The 16,492-nt window shown below is 75.0% G+C and carries 12 protein-coding genes; all 12 read left to right on the forward strand.

What is annotated here, in order from left to right; all coding sequences use genetic code 11:
* Positions 1-16 precede the first annotated feature (16 nt).
* Positions 17-3,238, forward strand: a complete 3,222-nt coding sequence (gene ileS / locus NXY84_RS08455; RefSeq protein WP_258726644.1) for an isoleucine--tRNA ligase — start codon at positions 17-19, stop codon at positions 3,236-3,238.
* A complete protein-coding gene (locus NXY84_RS08460) occupies positions 3,235-4,656 on the forward strand; it encodes a bifunctional folylpolyglutamate synthase/dihydrofolate synthase (protein ID WP_258726645.1) in 1,422 nt (473 codons plus the stop codon). The genes ileS and NXY84_RS08460 overlap by 4 nt, the downstream gene beginning before the upstream one ends.
* Positions 4,657-4,825: 169 nt before the next feature.
* Complete coding sequence (gene dhaK / locus NXY84_RS08465) at positions 4,826-5,821, forward strand: dihydroxyacetone kinase subunit DhaK (protein ID WP_258726646.1); 996 nt, start codon at positions 4,826-4,828, stop codon at positions 5,819-5,821.
* Between the two features lie 34 nt (positions 5,822-5,855).
* A complete protein-coding gene (gene dhaL / locus NXY84_RS08470; protein ID WP_258726647.1) occupies positions 5,856-6,533 on the forward strand; it encodes a dihydroxyacetone kinase subunit DhaL in 678 nt (225 codons plus the stop codon).
* Positions 6,530-7,279: a dihydroxyacetone kinase phosphoryl donor subunit DhaM gene (gene dhaM, locus NXY84_RS08475; RefSeq protein WP_258726648.1), complete on the forward strand. Its 750-nt coding sequence runs from the start codon at positions 6,530-6,532 to the stop codon at positions 7,277-7,279. The genes dhaL and dhaM overlap by 4 nt, the downstream gene beginning before the upstream one ends.
* Before the next feature lie 58 nt (positions 7,280-7,337).
* Complete coding sequence (locus tag NXY84_RS08480) at positions 7,338-7,976, forward strand: TetR/AcrR family transcriptional regulator (protein ID WP_258726649.1); 639 nt, start codon at positions 7,338-7,340, stop codon at positions 7,974-7,976.
* 76 nt (positions 7,977-8,052) lie between these two features.
* Positions 8,053-9,801: an MDR family MFS transporter gene (locus NXY84_RS08485; RefSeq protein ID WP_258726650.1), complete on the forward strand. Its 1,749-nt coding sequence runs from the start codon at positions 8,053-8,055 to the stop codon at positions 9,799-9,801.
* Positions 9,798-10,247, forward strand: coding sequence for a DUF4233 domain-containing protein (locus tag NXY84_RS08490; protein ID WP_258726651.1), 450 nt, complete (start codon positions 9,798-9,800; stop codon positions 10,245-10,247). Before NXY84_RS08485 ends, NXY84_RS08490 begins: the two co-directional genes overlap by 4 nt.
* 32 nt (positions 10,248-10,279) lie before the next feature.
* Positions 10,280-10,732 (forward strand): nucleoside-diphosphate kinase, encoded by a 453-nt coding sequence (gene ndk / locus NXY84_RS08495; RefSeq protein WP_258726652.1) that lies wholly within the window; start codon positions 10,280-10,282, stop codon positions 10,730-10,732.
* A 147-nt stretch (positions 10,733-10,879) separates the two neighbouring features.
* The gene (gene smc / locus NXY84_RS08500) at positions 10,880-14,452 is read left to right on the forward strand and encodes a chromosome segregation protein SMC (protein WP_258726653.1); all 3,573 of its coding nucleotides are present in this window, start codon (positions 10,880-10,882) and stop codon (positions 14,450-14,452) included.
* A 233-nt stretch (positions 14,453-14,685) separates the two neighbouring features.
* Positions 14,686-15,015 (forward strand): hypothetical protein, encoded by a 330-nt coding sequence (locus tag NXY84_RS08505; protein ID WP_258726654.1) that lies wholly within the window; start codon positions 14,686-14,688, stop codon positions 15,013-15,015.
* Positions 15,016-15,108: 93 nt separating this feature from the next.
* Positions 15,109-16,368: a signal recognition particle-docking protein FtsY gene (gene ftsY / locus NXY84_RS08510; RefSeq protein ID WP_258726655.1), complete on the forward strand. Its 1,260-nt coding sequence runs from the start codon at positions 15,109-15,111 to the stop codon at positions 16,366-16,368.
* The last annotated feature ends 124 nt before the right edge of the window (positions 16,369-16,492 follow it).

Here is a 16,492-nt window from a genome sequence, read left to right on the forward strand (position 1 = left end):
CGGGAGCCCGAAGACCATGGCCTATCCGCTGCACCGCGTCGACGACGGTGTGCCCGCGAGCCCCGACCTGCCCGCCCTCGAGAAGGACGTGCTCGCCCACTGGGCGGCCGACGGCACGTTCCAGGCGTCGGTCGACCAGCGCCCCGCGGGCGAGAACGGCGCGAACGAGTTCGTCTTCTACGACGGCCCGCCCTTCGCGAACGGCCTGCCGCACTACGGCCACTTGCTCACGGGCTACGCGAAGGACCTCGTCGGGCGCTACCAGACCCAGCGCGGGCGCCGGGTCGAGCGCCGCTTCGGGTGGGACACGCACGGGCTGCCCGCCGAGCTCGAGGCCGAGCGCGTGCTCGGGATCACCGACAAGTCGCAGATCGACGAGATGGGCATCGCCGCGTTCAACGAGGCGTGCCGCACGTCGGTGCTCAAGTACACCGACGAGTGGCGCGAGTACGTGACGCGCCAGGCGCGCTGGGTCGACTTCGACAACGACTACAAGACGCTCGACCTGACCTACATGGAGTCGGTCGTCTGGGCGTTCAAGCAGCTCTACGACAAGGGCCTGGCCTACGAGGGCTACCGGGTGCTGCCGTACTGCTGGCGCGACGAGACCCCGCTGTCGAACCACGAGCTGCGCATGGACGACGACGTCTACCAGTCGCGCCAGGACCCCGCGCTGACGGTGGGCGTGCGCCTGGAGACCGGCGAGCTCGCGCTGATCTGGACCACGACGCCGTGGACGCTGCCCAGCAACCTCGCCGTGGCCGCCGGGCCGGAGATCGAGTACGTCGTCGTCGCGCCCGTCGAGGGCGCGCTCGCGGGCGAGCGCGTGCTGCTCGCCGCGTCCCGCCTCGCGTCGTACGCGAAGGAGCTCGGCGAGGACGCGACCGTCGTCGAGCACCTCACGGGCGCCGAGCTCGCGGGCCGCGCGTACACCCCGCCGTTCCCGTACTTCGCGGGCCGCGAGAACGCGCACCGCGTCCTGACGGCCGACTACGTGACCACCGAGGACGGCACCGGCCTCGTGCACCTCGCGCCGGCGTTCGGCGAGGAGGACATGGCGGCGTGCGCGGCGGCCGGCATCGCGACCGTCGTCCCGGTCGACAGCAAGGGACGCTTCACCACCGAGGTGCCCGAGTACGCGGGCCAGCAGGTCTTCGAGGCGAACCCGCACGTCATCGCGGACCTCAAGGCCGGCACGGGTGCGCTCGCGGCCGTGCACGCCGAGGACCGCGCGGTCGTCGTCCGCCACGAGACCTACCAGCACTCCTACCCGCACTGCTGGCGCTGCCGGAACCCGCTGATCTACAAGGCGGTGTCGAGCTGGTTCGTGCGCGTCACCGAGTTCCGCGACCGCATGGTCGAGCTCAACGACAAGATCACCTGGGTCCCCGACCACATCAAGGACGGCCAGTTCGGCAAGTGGCTCGCGGGCGCCCGCGACTGGTCGATCTCGCGCAACCGGTACTGGGGCACGCCCATCCCGGTGTGGGAGAGCGACGACCCGGCGTACCCGCGCCGCGACGTGTACGGCTCGCTCGCCGAGCTCGAGGCCGACTTCGGCGTCGAGGTCACCGACCTGCACCGGCCGTTCATCGACGACCTGACGCGCCCGAACCCGGACGACCCGACGGGCGCCTCGACGATGCGCCGCATCCCCGACGTGCTCGACGTGTGGTTCGACTCGGGCTCGATGCCGTTCGCGCAGGTGCACTACCCGTTCGAGAACGCCGACTGGTTCGAGCACCACTACCCGGGGGACTTCATCACGGAGTACATCGGGCAGACGCGCGGCTGGTTCTACACGCTGCACGTGCTCGCGACCGCGCTCTTCGACCGCCCGTCGTTCGGCACCGCGGTGTCGCACGGCATCGTGCTCGGGTCCGACGGCCGCAAGATGAGCAAGTCGCTGCGCAACTACCCCGACGTGTCCGAGGTCCTCGACCGCGACGGCTCCGACGCGATGCGCTGGTTCCTCATGGCCAGCCCGATCCTGCGCGGCGGCAACCTCGTCGTGACCGAGGAGGGCATCCGCGCCGAGGTCCGCCAGGTGCTGCTCCCGCTGTGGAGCACGTGGTACTTCTTCGCGCTGTACGCGGGCGCCGCGAACGGCGGCGAGGGCCTGACCGCGCGCCGCGTCACCGCCGAGGACCTGCCCGGGCTCGCGACGATGGACCGGTACCTGCTGGCCCGCACGCGCACGCTCGTGGAGAAGGTCACCGCGCAGCTCGACGCCTACGACGTCCCGGGCGCGTGCGAGAGCGTGCGCGAGCACCTCGACGTGCTGACCAACTGGTACGTCCGCACGTCGCGCGAGCGGTTCTGGGGCGAGGACGCGGGGGCGTTCAACACGCTGTGGACCGCGCTCGAGACGCTCACGCGCGTCATGGCCCCGCTCGCCCCGCTCGTCTCGGAGGAGGTCTGGCGCGGGCTCACCGGCGGGCGCAGCGTGCACCTGACCGACTGGCCCAGCCTCGTCCAGGGGTCGGTCGACGACGTCGCGCTGCCCGCGGACGACGAGCTCGTCGCGGCCGTCGACCGCGTCCGGGCGGTCGTCTCGACCGCGCTCGGGCTGCGCAAGGCGCACTCCCTGCGCGTGCGGCAGCCGCTGCGCGAGCTCCGGGTCGCGCTCGCGGACCCGTCGGCCGTCGAGCCGTTCGCGGACCTCGTGGGCGCCGAGCTCAACGTCAAGGGCGTCACGCTGCTGTCGCTCGACGACGCGGCGGCGACCGACGTGGGCGTCGAGACTCGCCTGTCCGTGAACGCGCGCGCCGCCGGGCCCCGGCTCGGCCGCGGCGTCCAGGACGTCATCCGTGCCGCGAAGGCCGGCGACTGGGAGCAGACCCCGGACGGCGACGTCGTGGTCCGGACCGCGGGCGGCGACGTGACGCTCGCCGAGGGCGAGTACGAGCTCGCGACCGTCGTGGCGGCGGGGGGAGCGGGTGACCTCGCCGCCGCGGTGCTGCCGGGCGGCGGCTTCGTCGTGCTCGACCTCGCGCTCGACGACGAGCTGCGCGCCGAGGGCTACGCGCGCGACGCCGTGCGTGCGGTGCAGGACGCGCGCAAGGCCGCGGGGCTGCGGGTCAGCGACCGCATCGTGCTCGAGCTCGACGTCCCCGCCGAGGGGCTCGCCGCGATCGAGACGCACCGGGAGTTCCTCGCGGCCGAGACGCTCGCGACCGAGATCGTGGTGACCCCCGGTGGCGGCACCGAGCTCGTCGTCCGGGTGGCCCGGGCATGAGCGCGGCGAAGCGGGGCAGCGGGCCGTCGGGGTACTCCGGCGAGCCGGGTGGCGCGGAGCACCTGCGCCGCGAGGCCGAGGCCGCCGCGCGCTCGGCGGCCGACGAGGTGTACGCCGCGATCCTCGAGCGCGCACCCGAGAACGACATCGAGCCGTCGCTCGACCGCGTGCGCGAGGTCTGCGAGCTGCTGGGCGACCCGCAGCACGCGTTCCGCACGGTCCACATCACCGGCACCAACGGCAAGACGTCGACCGCGCGCATGGTCGAGCGGCTCCTGCGCGAGCACGGGCTGCGCACGGGCCGGTTCACGAGCCCGCACCTGACGCGCGTGACCGAGCGGATCACGGTCGACGGCGAGCCGATCAGCGACCAGCGCTTCGTCGAGGTGTGGCAGGACGTCGCGCCGTACGTGCACCTGGTCGACACCCGCTCGCTCGAGCGCGGCGGACCGCGGCTGAGCTTCTTCGAGGTGTTCACCGTGATGGCGTTCGCGGCGTTCGCCGACGCGCCGGTCGAGGTCGCCGTGATCGAGGTCGGGCTCGGCGGCACGTGGGACGCGACGAACGTCGTCGACGGCGAGGTCGCGGTGATCACGACCGTCGCGCGGGACCACGAGCGCTACCTCGGCGACACGCTCGTCGAGATCGCGAGCGAGAAGTCCGGGATCATCAAGGACGGCGCCACCGCGGTGCTCGCGGCGCAGGACGAGGACGTCGAGGGCGTGCTGCTCCAGGCGGCGGCCGAGCGCGGCGCCCGGGTGCTGCGCGAGGGGGTCGACATCGAGGTCGTCGACCGCCAGGTCGCGGTCGGCGGGCAGCTCCTCGCGCTGCGGGGCACCGGGGCGGTCTACCAGGACGTGTTCCTGCCGCTGTACGGCGAGCACCAGGCGCACAACGCGCTGCTCGCGCTCGTCGCGGTCGAGAGCCTGCTCACGGGCGGCGCGGCGCTCAGCGGCGAGGTCGTCGAGGCGGCCTTCGCGGACATGTCGTCCCCGGGCCGGCTCGAGGTCGTCCGGACGAGCCCGACGATCCTGGTGGACGCGGCGCACAACCCCGCGGGCGTCGCGGCGCTCGTGTCGGCGGTCGAGGAGGCCTTCGAGTTCACGCGGCTCGTCGGCGTCGTCGGCGTCATGGCGGACAAGGACCCCGAGGGCATCCTCGCGGGCCTCGAGCCGCTGCTCGCGGAGGTCGTCGTGACCCGCGCCGCGTCGTCGCGGGCCCTCGAGGTGCCGGACCTCGCCGAGGTCGCGGTCGACGTGTTCGGCGAGGACCGCGTGCACGTCGCCGAGCGGCTCGACGAGGCGATCGCACTCGCGTCGAACCGGGCCGAGAGCGAGGCGCAGTACGGCGCGGGCGTCCTGATCACGGGGTCGGTCGTGCTCGTCGCCCAGGCACGGACGCTGCTCGGCCGCGACTGACGGCCGCAGCCGCGGGCCCCGGCGCACGAACGTGCGACGGGGCCCGCGCGCGCACCGCCTGCGCTTGACGCTCGTCCAGGGCGCGGCGAGTGTGAGGGGACCCCGGCGCCGCTGCCGGTGGCTGCCGCCGGGCGCCCGCAGGTGCCCGGCAGAGGAGGAGAGGTCCCCGGTGAAGAAGCTCATCAACGACCCGCAGAACGTCGTCACGGAGTCCGTGCAGGGCTTCGGGCTCGCGCACGCCGACCTCGTCGCGGTGCGCACCGACCCGCTGCTCGTGGCCCGCGCGGGCGGGGCCGTGCCGGGCAAGGTCGGGCTCGTGAGCGGCGGCGGCAGCGGGCACGAGCCGCTGCACGCGGGCTTCGTCGGCCACGGCATGCTCGACGCGGCCGTGCCGGGGGCGATGTTCACCTCGCCGACCCCTGACCAGATCGCGCCCGCGTTCACCGCCGCCGACGGGGGTGCCGGGGTCCTCGCGATCGTCAAGAACTACACGGGCGACGTCCTCAACTTCGAGACCGCGGTCGAGCTCGCCGAGGCGGACGACCTCGTGGTCCGCACGGTCCTCGTCAACGACGACGTCGCGGTCGAGGACTCGCTGTACACCGCGGGGCGCCGCGGGGTCGCGGGAACCGTCGCGGTCGAGAAGATCGCCGGCGCCGCGGCCGAGCGCGGCGACGACCTGGACGCCGTGACGGCCGTCGCCGAGCGCGTCGTGGCGAACGTGCGGACCATGGGCGTCGCGCTGACCGCGTGCACCGTGCCGCACGCCGGCCGGCCGAGCTTCGACCTGCCCGAGGACGAGGTCGAGATCGGCATCGGCATCCACGGCGAGCCGGGCCGGCACCGGATCCCGCTCGCGAGCGCCGACGCGATCACCGAGATGCTCGTGACCGCGGTGGCGGACGACCTCGCGCTGGCCGACGGCGAGCGGGTGCTGCTCCTGGTCAACGGCATGGGGGGCACCCCTGCCTCGGAGCTGTACGTCGTCTATGGTCAGGCACGCAGGTTGCTCGAGGCGCGGGGGGTCGAGGTGTCCCGGTCGCTCGTCGGCAGCTACGTGACATCACTGGAGATGCAGGGCGCCTCGGTGACCGTTCTCCGGCTGGACGACGAGCTGACCGCCCTGTGGGACGCACCGGTGCACACCGCCGCTCTCCGGTGGTGAGGCGGCGGTCCGGACGGCTGAGGCGGGAGCAGGCATGACGGTGGACGTGGCGTGGGCGACGGCGTGGGTCCGCACGTCGGCGGCGGCGGTGCTCGAGCACCGCGACGAGCTCGTGGAGCTCGACCGGCAGATCGGCGACGGGGACCACGGCGAGAACCTCGCGCGTGGCTTCAGCGCGGTCCTGGCCCGGCTCGACGCCCTCGACGGGCCGCCCGCCGAGATCGGCGAGGTGCTCAGGCTCGTCGCGACGACCCTCATGTCGAGCGTCGGCGGCGCCGCCGGTCCGCTCTACGGCACCGCGTACCTGCGTGCCGCGAAGATCACGGGCGCGCCGACCCTCGACAGCGCGGGCGTGGTCGCGATGCTCGAGGCCGCGCTCGAGGGCATCGTCGTGCGGGGCAAGGCGTCGCCCGGCGAGAAGACCATGGTCGACGCGTGGACCCCGGCGGTCGAGGCGGCCGTCGCGGCGGCGCACGCGGGCGCCGGGCCGGCCGAGGTCCTCGCCGCGGCCGCGGACGCCGCCGAGCGCGGGTCGGACGCGACCGTGCCGCTCGTCGCGACGAAGGGCCGCGCGAGCTACCTCGGTGAGCGGTCCGCAGGCCACCGCGACCCGGGTGCGACGTCGAGCGCGCTGATCCTGCGGGCGGCCGCGCAGGCGGCGTCGAGCGGGGCGGGCGCGCCCGGCGGCGCCGGGGAGGGTGGCGCGGCGTGAGCGTGTCCGCCGCCGGCAGCCGGGAGCAGCCCGGCGTGCGGGTCGGTCTCGTGCTCGTCTCGCACTCGCGCCGGCTGGCCGACGGGACGGTCGAGCTCGCCCGGCAGATGGCTCCCGACGTCCCGCTGATCGCCGCGGGCGGTGACGGGCACGGCGGGCTCGGGACGAGCTACGACGAGGTCGAGCGGGCGGTCGTGGCCGCGACGGACGGGGGCCGGTCGGCCGTCGTGCTCGTCGACCTCGGGTCCGCGCTCCTGACGACCGACTCGGTGCTCGAGCTGGCCGACGGGGACGTCGCCGCGCGTGTGCGGGTCGCCGACGCGCCGTTCGTCGAGGGCGCCGTCGCCGCGGCGGTCCGTGCGCAGACGGGCGGGTCGGCGGACGAGGTGCTCGCGGCGGCCGAGCAGGCCCCGGTCGGGCGGGGCCGCGCCGGGGACGCGGTGCCGGATCCGGTGCCGGTGCCGCCCGCCGGGGTGCACGAGCCGCGGGCGCACCTGACGGCCCAGGTGACGCTGCGCAACCCGCTGGGCCTGCACGCCCGCCCGGCCGCCGTGCTCGCGCGGCTCGTGGGCGGCTTCGAGGCGGTGGTCACGGTCGACGGGGTCAACGCCTCGAGCGTCCTCGAGCTCATGAAGCTCGGCGTCACCGGCGGGCAGTCCGTCACGGTCGCGGCGAGCGGTCCGCAGGCCCGGGCCGCGCTCGACGCGCTGGCGGCCGCGGTCGAGGGCGGCTTCGGCGAGGTGTGACCCGCGCCGCACCAACCTTCACCCGCTGCAATTCTGCAGAGGGTGTAATCTTGCAGTCGTGCAGAAAGTCGATTCCGCCCCGGCGGCCGCTCTCGACGCGGCCGACCTGCCCGTCGGGCTCCGCGAGCGCAAGAAGCGCGCGCGCCGCGAGGCGCTGATCGACTCGACCCATCGCCTCGTCGCCCAGCACGGGCTCGACGCCGTGACCGTCGACGCGATCTGCGCCGACGCCGGCGTCTCGCCGCGCACGTTCTTCAACTACTTCGAGTCCAAGGACGACGCCGTGCTGGGCATCCAGCCGTGGTCGCTCGACCCCGCGATCGCCGAGACGTTCGCCACCGGCGGGCCCACGGGTCGCCTCGGCGCCGACCTCGAGGTCCTCGTGGCCGCGATGCTCGAGAGCCCGATGATCAGCCACGACCGGCTCGCGACCGTCATGGAGCTCGCACGCCAGGAGCCCCGGCTCCTCGTGCGGCAGATGGCGTGGATGGAGAGCCACCGCGGCGCGGTCCAGGAGCTCATGCAGCGCCGCCTCGCCGACGCGGACCCCGCCCGCGTCGAGCTCCTCGGGATGCTGTTGATGATCCTCACGCGCGCGACGTTCGTCCGCTGGGACTCCGCGGGCGGCGCCGGCGACGCGCGCGAGCACCTGCCCGACGTGATGCACGACCTGCGCACCGTCCTCGCGGACGACTGACCCCCGGCACCGGCCCACCAGGGCCGGCCGCCGTGCCCCGACCCGCCCCCCCGCACGCACCCACGAAGAGGTCCGCATGTCCACCGCACCCCCGTCGACGGCGCCCGACAAGCCGCTCGTCGTCCTCACGCAGCGCACCGTCTGGCTGATCTTCGGCGCGCTCATGGCGAGCATGTTCCTGTCCTCGCTCGACCAGTCGATCGTCGGCACCGCGATGCCCACGATCGTCGGCGAGCTCGACGGGGTCGAGCACCAGGGCTGGGTCGTGACCGCGTACATCCTCGCGATCGCGATCGTCATGCCGCTCTACGGCAAGTTCGGCGACCTGTGGGGCCGCCGGTACCCGTTCCTCGTCGCGATCGGGCTGTTCACCGTCGCCTCCGCCGGCGCCGGGTTCGCCGGCTCGTTCGCCGAGCTCGTGTTCTGGCGCGGGGTCCAGGGGCTCGGCGGCGGCGGGCTCATGATCCTGTCGCAGGCGATCATCGCCGACATCGTGCCCGCCAAGGAGCGCGGCAAGTACATGGGCCCGATGGGCGCCCTGTTCGGGATCGCCGCCGTCATCGGCCCGCTGCTCGGCGGCCTGTTCACCGACCACCTCGACTGGCGCTGGTGCTTCTGGATCAACATCCCGATCGGCATCGCGGCGTTCGTCACCGCGTGGTTCACGCTCAAGCTCCCGAGCCACCGCTCGGGCAAGAAGATCGACGTCGCCGGGATCTTCCTCATGGTCGTCGCGACCTCGGGGCTCGTGCTGCTCACGAGCTGGCAGAGCTGGAGCGGCAACCGCACCTACGACTGGTCCGACGCCGGGCTGCTCGGCCTGACCGCGCTCACGCTCGTCTCGGCGGTCGTCTTCGTGCTCGTCGAGCAGCGCGCCGCCGAGCCGCTGCTCCCGCTGCACCTGTTCCGGAACCCGACCTTCACGATCGCGACGACGGTCGGCCTCATCATCGGCATGGGCATGTTCGCGGCCCTCGCGTTCCTGCCGACGTTCCTGCAGATGTCCACCGGCGCCGGCGTCACCGAGTCGGGCTTCCTCATGCTGCCGATGATGGTCGGCGTCATGATCACCGCGATCGGCTCCGGCATCGCGATCACGCGCACCGGGCGCTACCGCGCCTACCCGATCGTCGGCATGGCCGTCGCGACGCTCGGCCTGATCTGGCTCACGCGGCTGACCGGGAACATGTCGATGTGGCTGTTCGGCGCCATGATCTTCGTGCTCGGCGCGGGCCTCGGCCTCGTGATGCAGACGATCGTGCTCGCGGTGCAGAACTCGGTCGACCCGCACGAGATCGGCACGGCGACGAGCGCGAACAACTTCTTCCGCGAGATCGGCGCGGCCGTCGGCACGGCGCTGTTCAGCACGATCTTCACGACGCGGCTCACCGAGCGGCTCGTGCCCGTGCTGGGCGAGGCCCCGGCCGGCGGGGGCGGGGGCGCGCACGGTGCCGAGTCCTCGCTGACGCCCGCGGTCGTCGCGCAGCTCCCGGAGGCCGTGCGGGACGGCGTGGTCGACGCCTACGCCGACGCGCTCGCCCCCGCGTTCTGGTACCTCGTCCCGCTCGTGGCGCTCGCGTTCGTCCTCACGCTGTTCCTGCGCGAGGTGAAGCTCTCCGACGTCGCCGGCATGGTGGCGCGCGGCGAGGCGATCGAGGACCCGGCGAAGGCCGCCGTGCTCGACGCGGCCGCCGCGCCGTCGGCCCAGACGGTCACCGAGCCCGACGGCTCCGTCGAGCCGCACCGCGGCGACGGCACCCGCGGGACCGACGCCGACCCCGCCGCGCGGGCCGAGCACGAGGACGCCGGTAACCTGGCGCGATGACGTCCCCGGAGCCGACCCTCCCGGACTCGACCCCGGCGCAGCCCGCTGCGCCGGGGTCGATCCGTCGCAAGCGACCCGCGCGCCAGCAGTTCGCCTCGACGATCCTGCTGCTCGAGGCGTTCCTCGTGCTGTTCGCGACGCTCGTCGCGTACGGCCTCGCGAATGCGGGCTCCGGCCCGCTCCCGCCCTCGGCGGTGTGGCTCGCGGGCGGGGTGCTCATGCTCGTCCTGGTCGTGCTGTCCCGGCTGCCCGGGCGCCCCGGCGGGTACGTCGCGGGGTCCGTCGTGCAGGTCGTCGTGCTCGCGATGGGCTTCGTCGTGCCGATGATGTTCGTGGTCGGCGGCGTGTTCGTGGTGCTGTGGTTCGTCAGCCTGCGGCTCGGCGGCCGCATCGACCGCGAGCGCGCCGAGTGGGACGCCGCGCACCCCGGCCAGGTCAGCGGGTGAAGCGCGCGGGCGGCGCCCGTTAGGGTCGCACCATGACGCAGACCGCATCCCAGGCCGACGCCCCGCAGACCGAACGCACCCTCATCCTCGTCAAGCCCGACGGCGTGCGCCGGGGCCTCGCGGGGGAGATCCTGCGCCGCGTCGAGGCCAAGGGCTACACGCTCGTCGCCGTCGAGCTGCGGACCGCCGACGACGCGCTGCTCGGCGCCCACTACGCCGAGCACGAGGGCAAGCCGTTCCTCGCCCCGCTCGTCGACTTCATGAAGTCGGGCCCGGTGCTCGCGGTCGTCGCCGAGGGCCAGCGGGTCATCGAGGGCTTCCGGACCCTCGCCGGCGCGACCGACCCGACCGTCGCGCCCCCCGGCACGATCCGTGGGGACCTCGGGCGCGACTGGGGCCTCAAGGTCATCCAGAACCTCGTGCACGGCTCGGACTCCGTCGAGTCGGCGCAGCGCGAGATCGCGCTGTGGTTCCCCTCGCTCTGACGCCTCTCCTCCCGGCGCCCTGACGCGCCGACGCCGCCTGGCCGCTGCTCGACGGGCCGGTCCGCACCTCCACGCCGGGGGAGCGGGCCGGCCCGGCGCGTCGACGGGGTCCCCGGGGGTCCGCCCCGGAGCACCTAGGCTCGGCTCGTGCACCTCAAGACGCTGACCCTGCGCGGGTTCAAGTCGTTCGCCTCGGCGACGACGCTGAGCTTCGAGCCCGGCGTCACGTGCGTCGTCGGCCCCAACGGCTCGGGGAAGTCGAACGTCGTCGACGCCCTCGCGTGGGTCATGGGGGAGCAGGGCGCCAAGTCGCTGCGCGGCGGCAAGATGGAGGACGTCATCTTCGCCGGCACCGCCGGTCGCGCCCCGCTCGGCCGCGCCGAGGTCGCGCTCACGATCGACAACACCGACGGCGCGCTGCCGATCGAGTACTCCGAGGTCACGATCTCCCGGACGCTGTTCCGCAACGGCGGCTCCGAGTACGCGATCAACGGCCAGGGCTGCCGCCTGCTCGACATCCAGGACCTGCTGTCCGACTCGGGGCTCGGCCGCGAGATGCACGTCATCGTCGGCCAGGGCCAGCTCGACGCGGTCCTGCGCGCGACGCCCGAGGAGCGCCGCGGCTTCATCGAGGAGGCCGCGGGGGTCCTCAAGCACCGCAAGCGCAAGGACAAGGCGCTGCGCAAGCTCGAGGCGATGCAGGCGAACCTCACGCGGCTCGGCGACCTGACCGCGGAGATCCGCCGCCAGCTCGGCCCGCTGGGCCGCCAGGCCGAGGTCGCGCGCAAGGCGCAGGTCGTGCAGACGGACCTGCGCGACGCGCGCGCCCGGCTCCTCGCCGACGACCTCGCACAGCTGTCCGCGACGCTCGAGCAGGAGATCGCGGACGAGTCGGCGCTGCGGGCCCGGCGCGCCGAGGTCGAGGCGACGCTCGCGGAGGCCCGTGCGCGGCTCACGACGCTCGAGCGCGAGGCCGCCGAGGCCGCCCCGGCGCTGAGCGAGGCGAGCGAGGTCTGGTACCGGCTGTCGTCGCTGCGCGAGCGCCTGCGGGGCACCGCGACGCTCGCGGGCGAGCGGGTCCGCCTGCTCGGCAGCGCCGGACCGGAGCGCGCGGGTGGCTCGGACCCCGACGACCTCGCGGCCCAGGCCGAGCGGGTGCGCGCCGCGGAGGCCGAGCTGGTCGCGGAGGTCGAGCTCGCGCGCGCGGCGCTCGACGCGGCGACGCGCGACCGGGCGGAGACCGAGGCCGCCGCCACGGTGGCGGAGAAGCAGCTCGCGACCGCGCTGCGCGGCGCGGCGGACCGCCGGGAAGGGCTCGCGCGTCTCGCCGGCCAGGTCGCGGCCCGTCGCAGCCGGCTCGAGGCGACCGAGGCCGAGATCGGGCGCCTGCGCACGACGCTCGCCGAGGCGGAGCGGCGCGGGCACCAGGCGACGACGGAGTTCGCGGCGCTCGAGACCCAGGTCGCGGGCGTCGAGGAGGGCGAGGAGGGGCTCGACGCGGAGCACGAGGCCGCGGCCGACGCGGTCGAGGAGGCCGCGGCGCGCCTCGCCGCCCTCGAGGAGGCGGTCACGGCGGCGGACCGTGAGCGCACCGCGCTCGACTCGCGGATCGAGACCCTCGAGCTCAGCCTGCTGCGCAAGGACGGCGCCGGTGCGCTGCTCGCCGCCGACGGACTGCCCGGCACGATCGGGTCCCTCGCGGCGCTGCTCGAGGTCGCCGCGCGCGACGAGGACGCGGTCGTGGCCGCGCTCGGCCACCTCGCGGACGCGGTCGCGGTCGAGTCGGTCGACGCGGCGGTCGACGCGATCCGCCGCCTGCGCACCGACGACGCCGGGCGGGCGACGCTCGTCGTCGGGGGAGCCCCGGGGCCGGAGCGCCCGCTCGCGCCGGCGGACGTGCCCGAGGGCACCGACCGTGCGGTCGACCTCGTCACGGCGCCGGCGAGCGTGCGCTCGTCGCTCGACCGCCTGCTCGCGGACGTCGTCGTCGTCGACGACCTGGCCGCCGCCCGGGCCGTCGTGGCGGCGCACCCGCACCTCGTCGTCGCGACCCGCACGGGCGACGTCCTCGCCCGCGACCGCGCGTCCGGCGGCTCGGCCACGGCCCCGAGCGCCCTGCACCTGCAGCAGGCGCTCGACGAGGCCCGCACCGGCTCGGCGTCCGCGACCGCCGCGGGCGAGCGCGCACGCTTCGAGCTCACCGCGGCCCGCGAGGCGCACGCCACGGCGCAGGCCCGCTACGACGAGACCCTCGACCGCCTCAACCAGTCCGACGCGGCGCTCGCGGCGGTCGCCGAGCAGCTCGGCCACCTGGGCGCGACCGCCCGCGCCGCGCGCGCCGAGGCCGAGCGGGTCCAGGCCTCGCTCGACGCGGCGACCGCGACGCTCGCCGCCGGCGCGGACGAGCTCGCGGAGCTCACCGAGCGGCTCGCCGCCGCCGAGACCGAGCCCGCCGAGACCGAGGCCGCGATCGCCGAGGGCACCGCCGACCGCGACCGCCTGGCCGGGCTCGCGACCGCCGCGCGCGCACGGGAGACCGAGGCGCGCCTCACGCTGCGCACGAGCGAGGAGCGGGCCCGGGCGCTGTCGGGCCGGGCCGAGTCGCTCGAGCGTGCCGCGCGGGCCGAGCGCGCCGCGCGCGAGCGGGCCGCCGAGCGCGAGCGGGCGCGGGTGCGGCAGGCGCGCCTCGCCCAGGCGGTGCGCACGGGTGCCGAGCAGGCGCTCACCGCGCTCGAGGGCTCGCTCGCGCGGGCGGCCGACGAGCGTGCGGCGGCGGAGGCGGCACGCACCGAGCGCGAGGCGGCGCTCACCCAGGTCCGCGCCGAGGTCGAGCAGCGCGCGCGCGAGCTCGCCGAGCTGACCGACGTGGCCCACCGGGACGAGGTCGCCCGCGCCCAGCAGCTCCTGCGCATCGAGCAGCTCCAGACCCGGGCGGTCGAGGACCTCGGGCTCGACCCCGCCGTGCTGCTCGAGGAGTACGGGCCGCACCGGGGGGTTCCGGTCGTGCTCGCGCCCGGCGTCGAGCCGGACCCCGAGGCACCGACCGAGGTGCCGTACGTGCGCGAGCAGCAGGAGAAGCGGCTGCGGGGCGCCGAGCGCGCGCTGTCGCTGCTCGGGCGCGTCAACCCGCTCGCGCTCGAGGAGTTCGCCGCGCTCGAGGAGCGCCACAAGTTCCTCGTCGAGCAGCTCGCGGACCTCAAGAGGTCCCGGGCCGACCTGCTCGAGATCGTCCGCGAGATCGACGAGCGCGTCGAGCAGGTCTTCACGGACGCGTACCGCGACACCGCGGCGGCCTTCGACGTCGTGTTCCCGCGGCTGTTCCCGGGCGGCGAGGGACGCCTCGTGCTCACCGACCCGGCGAACATGCTCACGACCGGCATCGAGGTCGAGGCCCGGCCCGCGGGCAAGAAGGTCAAGCGCCTGTCGCTGCTCTCCGGCGGCGAGCGCTCGCTCACGGCGGTCGCGCTGCTCGTCGCGATCTTCAAGGCGCGCCCGAGCCCGTTCTACGTCATGGACGAGGTCGAGGCCGCGCTCGACGACGCGAACCTGGGCCGGCTCCTGGAGATCTTCCGGGAGCTCCAGGAGGACTCGCAGCTCATCGTCGTGACGCACCAGAAGCGCACGATGGAGATCGCCGACGCGCTGTACGGGGTGACCATGCGGGGCGACGGGGTCACGACGGTGATCAGCCAGCGGATGCGGGAGGACGTCTCCGCCTGAGCGGGTCCGCGGGCGAGGACGTCTCGGCCTGAGCGGTCCGCGGCTGAGGACGCCCCCGAGGCCGAGGCCGATGCCGAGACGGGCCGGCCGACGTCGTGCCCCGCGGCGCCACGACGCGTCCGGCGGCGTCCCGGGCCCCGGCGTTGCGCCGGTCGCGTGAAGGTCGTGTGGCGTTGCGCACAGCCTGCGCGGCACCCGGGGACGAGCCGCCGCAAGGAGCCGATAATGATCCCATGACTGCTCTGATCATCTGGACCCTCGTCGCGCTCGTCGCCGCAGGCGTCGTCGCGCTCGTGGCCAGCGCGACGAGCAACGGCTCCGACGCCTCCTTCGTCCGCGACCTGCGCGCCGGCCTCGCCGCGCGGCGCGACCCCGCGTCCGCGCGCCTGGGCGCCGAGCTCCTCGACGCCGAGCCCGTCGACGTCCCGCTCGACGAGTTCCTGCTCGCGACCCAGGTCGACGACGACGGCTACCTGCACGTCGACGAGCTGCGCGACACCCTCGGGAAGGCCCGGCAGAAGGCCGTCCGGTCGGTGCACGAGCTCACGCGCCGCCCCGGCTGACCCCGACGCGCCGGGTGCGACGCCCGACCGCCACGGTGCGCGCCGGGCGCCGGCGTCGCGCCACAGCCGTGCCTGTGCTGAGAGACTGATCCGGTGGACAACGAACTCCTCACAGCCCTGCTCGTCGGCGTGCCCGCCCTCGCGGCCGTCGTCGGCGTGCTCGTCGCGCGCCGCCGGCGCCCCGGGACGGGCGGCGGGTCCGGCGCGACCGACGACGGGGCGCGTGCCGCACGCGGCGGGACCGCCGGCGAGCCGTCCGGGGGAGCGGGCACCGCGACGCTCGAGCGTCCGCCGGTCGCCCCCGGCACCACCACGGCCGCGGAGGACGTCGAGGTCGTCCCCGACCTCGACGAGGTCGTCGGCTTCGAGGTCCCGGCGCCCGCCGTCGGACGGCTCGCCCGCCTGCGCGACCGCCTCGCGCGCTCGGGGTCGCCTCTCGGCACCCGCCTCCTCGCCGTCCTCTCGCGCGACCACCTCTCCGAGGACGACTGGGACGAGCTCGAGGAGACGCTGCTCCTCGCCGACATGGGCGCGGGCCCCGCGGGCGAGCTGATCGACGCGCTGCGCACCCAGGTCCGCGTGCAGGGCGTCAAGGACCCGGTCCAGGTCCGCGCGCTGCTGCGCGAGCAGCTCGTCGCGCTCGTCGACCCGTCGCTCGACCGCTCGCTCGCCACGACGCCGCCCTCGGCGCTCGCCGCGGACGGCACGGGCGAGGAGCCCGACGGCGCCGCGCTCCCGCACGTACCGGCGGTCGTGCTCGTCGTGGGCGTCAACGGCACCGGCAAGACGACGACCGTCGGCAAGCTCGCGCGGGTCCTCGTCGCGGAGGGCCGCACCGTCGTCCTCGGCGCCGCCGACACGTTCCGGGCCGCCGCGGCGGACCAGCTCGAGACGTGGGGCTCGCGCGTCGGCGTGCCGACCGTCCGCTCCGACCGCGACGGCGGCGACCCGGCCGCGGTCGCGTTCGACGCGGTGCGCACCGGCGTGCGCGAGCAGTTCGACGTCGTCCTGGTCGACACCGCGGGCCGCCTGCAGAACAAGGCCGGCCTCATGGACGAGCTCGGCAAGATCACGCGCGTGATCACCCGCGAGGCCCCCCTCTCGGAGGTCCTGCTCGTGCTCGACGCGACGACGGGCCAGAACGGCCTCAACCAGGCCAAGGTCTTCGCCGAGGTCGCGGGCGTCACCGGCATCGTCCTGACCAAGCTCGACGGGACCGCCAAGGGCGGCATCGTCGTGGCCGTCCAGCGCCAGCTCGGGGTGCCCGTCAAGCTCGTCGGCCTCGGCGAGGGGCCCGACGACCTGGCGCCGTTCGACCCCGAGGACTTCGTCGACGGGCTCCTCCAGGTCTGACCCGGTTCCTGGACCCGCGCCCAGCACGAAACGCAACGTTTACGTGGCGGGCGCCGCTGTCACGCGCGCGTAACCCGTCCGGCCTCCCGGTGAAACTCCCCTCCCCGAAGGTTGTGCCCGACCC

It is taken from the genome of Cellulomonas sp. NS3 (assembly GCF_024757985.1).
GTDB lineage: Bacteria > Actinomycetota > Actinomycetes > Actinomycetales > Cellulomonadaceae > Cellulomonas_A.

Coding starts and splice junctions, on each gene's coding strand:
- ileS (WP_258726644.1), top strand. CDS start 17: ATGGCCTATCCGCTGCACCGCGTCGACGACGGTGTGCCCGCGAGCCCC.
- NXY84_RS08460 (WP_258726645.1), top strand. CDS start 3,235: ATGAGCGCGGCGAAGCGGGGCAGCGGGCCGTCGGGGTACTCCGGCGAG.
- dhaL (WP_258726647.1), top strand. CDS start 5,856: ATGACGGTGGACGTGGCGTGGGCGACGGCGTGGGTCCGCACGTCGGCG.
- NXY84_RS08490 (WP_258726651.1), top strand. CDS start 9,798: ATGACGTCCCCGGAGCCGACCCTCCCGGACTCGACCCCGGCGCAGCCC.
- NXY84_RS08505 (WP_258726654.1), top strand. CDS start 14,686: ATGACTGCTCTGATCATCTGGACCCTCGTCGCGCTCGTCGCCGCAGGC.
- NXY84_RS08485 (WP_258726650.1), top strand. CDS start 8,053: ATGTCCACCGCACCCCCGTCGACGGCGCCCGACAAGCCGCTCGTCGTC.
- ndk (WP_258726652.1), top strand. CDS start 10,280: ATGACGCAGACCGCATCCCAGGCCGACGCCCCGCAGACCGAACGCACC.